Source organism: Acinetobacter thutiue (genome assembly GCF_030385805.1).
Taxonomy (GTDB): Bacteria; Pseudomonadota; Gammaproteobacteria; order Pseudomonadales; family Moraxellaceae; genus Acinetobacter; species Acinetobacter corruptisaponis.
The window spans coordinates 39,130-46,515 of record NZ_JAUDZE010000015.1 but is presented as its reverse complement, the minus strand read 5'-3'; the positions used below and the strand labels follow the sequence as shown (position 1 = coordinate 46,515).

Genomic DNA, 7,386 nt, shown 5'->3' with positions numbered 1-7,386 from the left:
GTTGTCCATCATTTGTATGAAAGAAGTGGTTAACCACTTCCAACTTAAACTCAACAGTACGTTTCAACCTGCTCATGAGTTACACCCCTAGTAGTGGATTTATGTCCAACTTTCGGGGTGCAGTTCATTTGAGCGGGTTTTTTTATGCATGGCGTTTTTCAACACTTAAGATTTAGCTGGAGTTCTTTCCAAATCTCCCTGTCTTAATATCGTCATAGGCCTGTAGAATTTCATCATAGGTGTTCATGACAAAAGGGCCATGACCATTGATGGGTTCATGTAGGGGCTGGGCAGATAGAAATAGTACATCGCAATTTTCCAGTGCCGTGATTTCAACATCTGTACCTAAGGCTGACATAACTGCCATTCCTTGTTCTTCTAAAAGGTCTTCATCAGTCGCAAACCGAACTTTGCCTCTACGCAAATAAACCAGCGTTGTGTCACCTTGACTGGCTGGAAGTATCATCTGATGTCCTTTTTTCAAATGTAGATCAAGCACATTCATGGGTGTAAATGTCTGTGCAATCCCTTGTGTATTGTGAAACTCGCCAGCAATGACCCGAACATAACCTGCATCGTTTTCCAATAAGATTTTAGGAATAGCGTGGTCAGTCAAACCCTGATAACGTGGTGCCGACATCTTGTCTTTGGCTGGCAGGTTGACCCACAATTGCACCATCTCAAAGTTGCCACCCCGTTCACGAAATTCGGGGCTAAACTGCTCGATATGCTCTACCCCTGAAGCAGCGGTCATCCACTGCACATCACCAGCTTTAATGATCCCGCCAGCACCTGTTGAATCCTGATGTTGCAATTCACCTGCAAAAACCAAAGTCACAGTTTCAAAACCACGGTGGGGATGCTGATTCACGCCTTTTTTATTACTTTTTGGTGCTAAACGACCTGGTCCCAGATGATCCAGAAGTAAAAATGGGGAAGTGGTGTTGCCGAGTTCATGATAGGAAAATACGGATAGTGCAGGATAGAAGTCACCAATGGCAAATCGGGTATCATTACGATGGAGAAAGGCAAGGCTTTTCATGATATATATTTGTATGAATCACTGTGTGTTCACATAAATATAGCATGCCATTCACAATCCACATTGATCCCTATGCCGAGGTTTATAAGACAGGTATCATGAATATCGGATTATTGAGTAAAAAGCGGTTTTTTATACTTACAATCTCTACATAAAGGCAGAAACTTCATACATAATGCAGGACTTTGCGACACGAAACACACAAAACCTGTGTATTTCTTCATTTTTTTCGTGATCAAAAACAGTAAGATGTCGTCATAACAGTAGAAATCTGATAGAAGGTTCATTTTATGAATTTCGTAAAAAAAATAGCTTATGCCGCAACATTAAGTGCCATCACGCTTGCCCCTGTTGTGGGAAGTCAGGTGTTTGCCGCACCTGTGGCTGCATCGGCTCAGCAGGCAACCAGCAGTCTGGTACAGCAGTTGGCTGGCCTGCAACGACTGACCGCAGATTTTGAACAAAGCACCAAGACCACCAATAATAAAACTGTACAGAAAAAAGGCTTAACAGCCCAGCACATGAATCAGACCTTTAAAGGTGTGATGAAAGTTGAGCGTCCTGGAAAATTCTATTGGGAAACCACCAGTCCCGCGAAACAAACCATTGTGACCACAGGCAAGGTGGTCTGGATTTATGATCCAGATTTACAGCAGGCGGTACGCCAAAGTCTGGATGATCAGGTGGCCAATACTCCTGCGCTATTATTGTCAGGCAATACCAACCAGATTATGGATTCTTACCGTGTCACCCAGCCTGACCGAACCAAGCTGTACTATACCTTGTACCCAAAACAGGATGATGGCGCATTCCAAAGCCTAACCATTAGCTTTGGTGCCAATAAGGCGCCGAACTTGATGGTGTTGCAGGATTCCTTGGGCCAAACCACTTATGTGCGTTTTAGCAATATTAAGGTGAATCCAGCTATTCCAGCGTCGGTCTTTAACTTTGAACCGCCAAAAGGTACAGATATTATTGACCAGTAAATGATTGTGGATGAGTGGAAAGCAACCTATGGGTTGCTTTTTTAATGATAAGATGAAATTAATAAAACCTTGATACTTGCATTATTTATCTGCCCTAAAGTTTATTGGATTTAAAAGATGGTTTGTTTTATCCTTAAATCATAATTCAAGAATATTTTAAATAAAATGAAAGATTTGGCTGATCATAAACAAATGAATTGCTATCCCAAAATGACAGCATTGAAATCGCTGAAAAATATTCTAAAACAAAAAATGATTAGGATTATCGGTTTGTTTTTAAGGCGCCATGCCCAGCGGAATGAGAAAGATATTTATCAAAAAATGGTATACCGACCTGTAAATGAAGCAGAGATTTCAAGCTTTAAAGTGAATGGAGAAATCCCAAAGCACTTGCATGGTTTGTTACTGCGAATTGGTTCAAATCCAATCTATGTCAAAAAACCAACATTGTTTGAATGGTATATGGGTGATGGTATGGTTCATGGGCTGAAACTGCAAAATGGAGAGGCTGTCTGGTTTAAAAGCAAAATGATTGCAACAGATACAGTGCAGAAATATAAAAACCAGCAATGTGTACAGGGATATAGACGGGGTGCCCATGATGTGATCAATACAAATATCTTCAAGCATGCTGGAAAGCTGTGGGCGGTGATTGAGGCGGGTGCTTTTCCAATCTGCATGGATTATGAGTTAAATTCGGAACGTTATCAGCTTTTTAACAGTGATGCGGATCTGCCTTTTACCGCACATCCTCGTAAGGATCAGAAAACGGGGCACTTACATGCGATTTGTTACGATGCCCTCGATCGTAAAAATGCCTATTATCAAGTGATTGATGAGCAGGGTGAATTGATCCATGTGACTCAAATTCCGTTACAGCATGGTCCGATGATTCATGATTGCCTCATTACAGAGCAGGAAGTAATTGTTTTTGATTTTCCTCTCACATTTTCCCTCACTCGGTTATTTACAGGCAAGAGTGTGCCTTATCAATGGAATGAACAACATCAGGCGCGTATTGGTATTTTAGCGAAGTATGGACAGGCTGAAAAAATCCGCTGGATCAATGTTGATCCCTGTTTTGTTTTCCATGCCGCAAATGCTTATCGGGACAATAAAAACCAAATTGTATTGGATGTTTTGGTGCATCAAAATGATTTTGAACATTCCCAACATGCAGCTTATGAAGATCAGTATGGCATACTAGAACGCTGGACGATTGATTCAAGTTTAAACAGCATCCATAGGATTGTTGTGGATACTGGCATCCAGGAATTTCCAAAAATTGACGAGCGTTATATCGGAAGTCCCTACCGTTATTTATACACTTTGGGCTTTCCACAAGATGGGTTATTTAATGTTTTGAAAATCCATGATTTGGTTTTACAAACCTGTCTCAATTATGATTTTGGTCAGCAATGGGCCATCAGTGAGGTGACATTCGTACCTGAGCACTCTCAAAGTGCTGAGGGACAGGGTCATTTAATGACATATTTACACCACATACACGGTGAAGCTTCAAAAGTGGTGATACTTAAAGTGAATGGCGTAGAGACGAGTGTTCAGGCTGAAATAGAGTTGGGAGTCCGTGTGCCGTTAGGTTTTCACTGTAACTGGATTAATATGAAAAAAAAGGTATAGCTTACTGGCTGGCGATATAGATACATTTCTTAATTTCATCTAGGTACAAGGCTTTGTATAGTGAAGAAAAATTCTGGAGACTTGCATGGCGATGAAAATAGTAAAAAGATCACAATTGATTCCACTCATTCCAATACTTACGGTCATTGCACTGGCTGGCTGCCAACCTAAAAAGGAACAATCGGCAGCTACTGCTGAAAAAGTCGATATTCCATTGATTCAGGCCAAAGTTGTGGCGGTCAAGATTCCTAAACAAAAGTTGTGTCTGGAAGATGGCTGTACCAGTTATGACCTGCAAACGGTCGAGACCAACCAAAAATGGATTGATGAATATTTTATCAATCGTATGAAAAAGGCAGAGCCGAATGCCTTTGCCAATATTGCAGACCAGAAAGTCAAGGTGCCAGCTGATGAACCCTCGCTTAGTGAAAGTAGCACCTATGTACGTTTTGTGGGGCAAAACTATAATTTGGCAACTTTTGCAATTCAGACCTATAGTTACCCTGCGGGGGCGGCACATGGCATGTCGCATCAGGAATTTGTCAACTTTGACCTGTCCAATAAAAAACACATTACTGTAGGTGAATTGGTTAAACCTGACATGAACCAAAAACTACGCGATGAGTTATATGCCTCGAATCAGAATTGGCTGGAGGACCATAACATCAAGAAAGAGCAGTTGCAGGTCAGTGACAACTATTATTATGGTGTCAATGGGATAGTGTTTGTCTATCCGCTGTATGAGTTGGCTTCGTACGCCGAGGGGATGAGCGAGCTGACCCTGCCATATTATGCCGCCAAACAGTTTATTAAGCCGCAATATCTGCCAAGTCTGCCGAAAGAGCCTGTTTAGCCAGTATTCAGCATCGACATATCGTGTGTGGATGCTGAGTCTTTGTTGTCTATTACTGTATTTTTTCAAGTTAAAGCCTTACACTATAGCCAGTTTTTTTCTATTCATGATTGATTATGATCGACCCAAAATTACTCAGAAATAATATTGAAGCGGTCAATGCCGCTTTGGCAAAACGTGGTATTCAGCTTGATGTTCAGGAATGGGCGGATTTAGAAGCGCGCCGTAAAGATTTACAGTCCAAGGCTGAAAACTTGCAGGCAGAGCGTAATGCTGGTGCCAAACAGGTCGGTCAAATCAAGAAATCGGGTGGTGATGCATCTGAGATCATGGCACGTATGGCTGCCATTGGTGATGAGATCAAGGCTGCTGAAGTGGCTTTGGCTGAGCTGCAAACTGAGCTTGAGCAGAAGTCACTTGCCATTCCAAACCTGCCAGATGAATCTGTGCCTGAAGGGAAGGATGAGAGTGACAACCTTGAAATCTTAAAATGGGGCACACCGCGCCAGTTTGATTTTGAGATCAAGGACCATACCGATCTTGGTGAATGGATGGGTGGTCTTGAGTTTGAAACCGCAACCAAGCTGACAGGTTCACGTTTTAGTGTATTGAAAGGTCCTTTAGCGCGTTTACAACGTGCGCTAACCCAGTTTATGCTGGATACGCATACGCTTAAAAATGGTTATACTGAAGCTTATGTACCTTATCTAGTCAATGCAGATAGCTTACGTGGTACAGGGCAGTTGCCTAAGTTTGAAGAAGATTTGTTCAAGCTTCAAGGTGAGAAAGAGTATTACCTGATCCCAACCGCAGAAGTGCCTGTCACCAACTTTGTGCGTGACGAAATCTTGGATGCTGACCGTTTACCACTGAAATATGCAGCGCATACCCCATGTTTCCGTAGTGAAGCAGGTTCTTACGGGCGTGATACTCGTGGCCTGATTCGCCAGCATCAGTTTGACAAGGTTGAAATGGTGCAAATCGTGAAACCAGAGCACTCAATGCAGGCACTGGAAGAGCTGACAGCACATGCAGAGGGCATTTTGCAGGCATTGGGTTTACCTTACCGCAAGATTTTGCTCTGTGGTGGTGACATGGGCTTTGGTTCAACCAAGACCTATGACCTGGAAGTGTGGGTACCAAGCCAGAATACTTACCGTGAAATCTCAAGCTGCTCAAATATGGGCGATTTTCAGGCACGTCGCATGAAAGCGCGCTACCGTGTTGATCAAAAGAAGATCGAATTGGTGCATACCTTGAATGGTTCAGGTCTGGCGGTGGGTCGTACCTTGCTTGCAGTGATGGAAAACTATCAGCGTGCTGATGGTTCAATTGAGGTTCCAGAGGTTTTACGTCCATATATGGGCGGTGCAAGCTATATTGATTAAACTGTGCATCCATTTTGTGCATAGTTTTTGCTTTAGCCCAATCAGATTTAAAATTTAGAGGCATATCGTGGAAATTTTCCCAATCTCTTTAAAGTTGCAGCAGCAACGTTGTCTGATTGTTGGCGGTGGGCATATTGCCTACCGTAAAGCAAGTTTATTAGTGAAGGCAGGTGCGATTGTCGATGTGATTGCGCCTGAGATTGAGCCTGAGTTATACCAGCTTGTTTACAAATCAATGGGGCAATATATTCAGGCTGTTTTTTCTGAAAGTATTCTTGCCACACGCTATCGTTTGGTGATTGCCGCAACCGATCAGCCTGAAGTGAATAAGGCAGTCTTTGAACAATGTGAGCAGCGCAATATTTTAGTGAATAGTGTGGATGATATTCCACATTGCCGTTTCATGGTTCCCGCGATTATTGACCGTTCGCCTTTGGTGGTTTCAGTAGCATCCAATGGCGCATCGCCTGTTTTATCCAGACAACTTCGTACCCAGATTGAAACAATTGTGCCGCATGGTATGGGTAAACTGGCTGAGTTTTCAGGTCTTTGGCGTAAACAGGTCAAGGAAAAGATTTCCAATCCAGATGAACGCCGTATCTTTTGGGAGAACCTGTATGCCAGCCCATTAAAGGAGCAGGTGTTCAATGACAATCTGGATGTGGCGAATGATTTGATCCAGCAGGCGTTGACTGAATGGATGGCTCCAAAAGGTGAAGTTTATCTGGTTGGTGCTGGACCTGGTGATCCTGAGCTGTTGACTTTAAAAGCGTTACGCTTGATGCAGCAGGCGGATGTGGTGATTTATGACCGCTTGGTGTCTGCGCCGATTCTGGAACTCTGCCGCCGTGATGCGGAAAAGATTTATGTCGGTAAGGCACGCTCCAATCATTCTGTTCCACAAGAGGGTATTAATGCCTTATTGGTGGAGTATGCACAAAAGGGTAAACGCGTTTGCCGCCTGAAAGGTGGTGATCCCTTTATCTTTGGACGTGGTGGTGAAGAAATTCAGGAACTGGTTGAAGCCAGTGTCACTTTTCAGGTTGTGCCTGGAATTACCGCCGCATCAGGTTGTTCTGCATATGCAGGGATTCCGCTGACCCATCGTGATTATGCACAAAGTGTTCGTTTCCTGACTGGGCACTTAAAAGAGGGTTCACCAGAATTACCCTGGAATGAACTGGTGTATGAAAATCAGACCTTGGTGTTGTACATGGGCTTGGTGGGCTTGGAACGGATTTGTGAGCAACTGATTGCTCATGGTCAACGTCCAAGTATGCCTGTTGCCCTGATTTCCAAAGGTACAACGCCTGAGCAGAAAGTGCTGGTGGGTACATTGGCGGATATTGCAGCCAAAGTGTCTGAACATCATATCGTGGCACCAACTTTAACCATTATTGGTGAAGTGGTGAGTCTGCGTGAACAGTTACAATGGTTGTAGGGTGCATGATTGCGCCCTGACAAAGTGAGAGAAAC

Annotated in this window: 6 protein-coding genes; 5 read left to right on the top strand and 1 reads right to left on the bottom strand. The window is 43.3% G+C overall.

What is annotated here, in order from left to right; all coding sequences use genetic code 11:
- Positions 1 to 172 precede the first annotated feature (172 nt).
- A complete protein-coding gene (locus QTA56_RS17740) occupies positions 173 to 1,042 on the bottom strand; it encodes a pirin family protein (RefSeq protein WP_267982252.1) in 870 nt (289 codons plus the stop codon).
- 290 nt (positions 1,043 to 1,332) lie between these two features.
- On the opposite strand from QTA56_RS17740, the gene lolA reads away from it, so the two are divergent.
- From lolA to cysG, 5 genes are all read left to right on the top strand, one after another.
- Positions 1,333 to 2,028: an outer membrane lipoprotein periplasmic chaperone LolA gene (gene lolA / locus QTA56_RS17735; protein WP_267982251.1), complete on the top strand. Its 696-nt coding sequence runs from the start codon at positions 1,333 to 1,335 to the stop codon at positions 2,026 to 2,028.
- Between the two features lie 165 nt (positions 2,029 to 2,193).
- Positions 2,194 to 3,669, top strand: a complete 1,476-nt coding sequence (locus QTA56_RS17730) for a carotenoid oxygenase family protein (protein WP_267982250.1) — start codon at positions 2,194 to 2,196, stop codon at positions 3,667 to 3,669.
- Between the two features lie 91 nt (positions 3,670 to 3,760).
- Entirely contained in the window at positions 3,761 to 4,522 is a 762-nt protein-coding gene (locus tag QTA56_RS17725; protein ID WP_267982254.1) for a DUF3298 domain-containing protein, read from the top strand.
- A 116-nt stretch (positions 4,523 to 4,638) separates the two neighbouring features.
- Positions 4,639 to 5,910, top strand: a complete 1,272-nt coding sequence (gene serS / locus QTA56_RS17720; RefSeq protein ID WP_267982249.1) for a serine--tRNA ligase — start codon at positions 4,639 to 4,641, stop codon at positions 5,908 to 5,910.
- A gap of 67 nt (positions 5,911 to 5,977) precedes the next feature.
- Complete coding sequence (gene cysG / locus QTA56_RS17715) at positions 5,978 to 7,351, top strand: siroheme synthase CysG (protein WP_267982248.1); 1,374 nt, start codon at positions 5,978 to 5,980, stop codon at positions 7,349 to 7,351.
- The last annotated feature ends 35 nt before the right edge of the window (positions 7,352 to 7,386 follow it).

Bases quoted from the DNA above. Each gene is read 5' to 3' on its own strand.
- QTA56_RS17730 (WP_267982250.1), top strand. From the start codon at position 2,194: ATGAAAGATTTGGCTGATCATAAACAAATGAATTGCTATCCCAAAATG.
- QTA56_RS17725 (WP_267982254.1), top strand. From the start codon at position 3,761: ATGAAAATAGTAAAAAGATCACAATTGATTCCACTCATTCCAATACTT.
- QTA56_RS17740 (WP_267982252.1), bottom strand. From the start codon at position 1,042: ATGAAAAGCCTTGCCTTTCTCCATCGTAATGATACCCGATTTGCCATT.
- serS (WP_267982249.1), top strand. From the start codon at position 4,639: ATGATCGACCCAAAATTACTCAGAAATAATATTGAAGCGGTCAATGCC.
- lolA (WP_267982251.1), top strand. From the start codon at position 1,333: ATGAATTTCGTAAAAAAAATAGCTTATGCCGCAACATTAAGTGCCATC.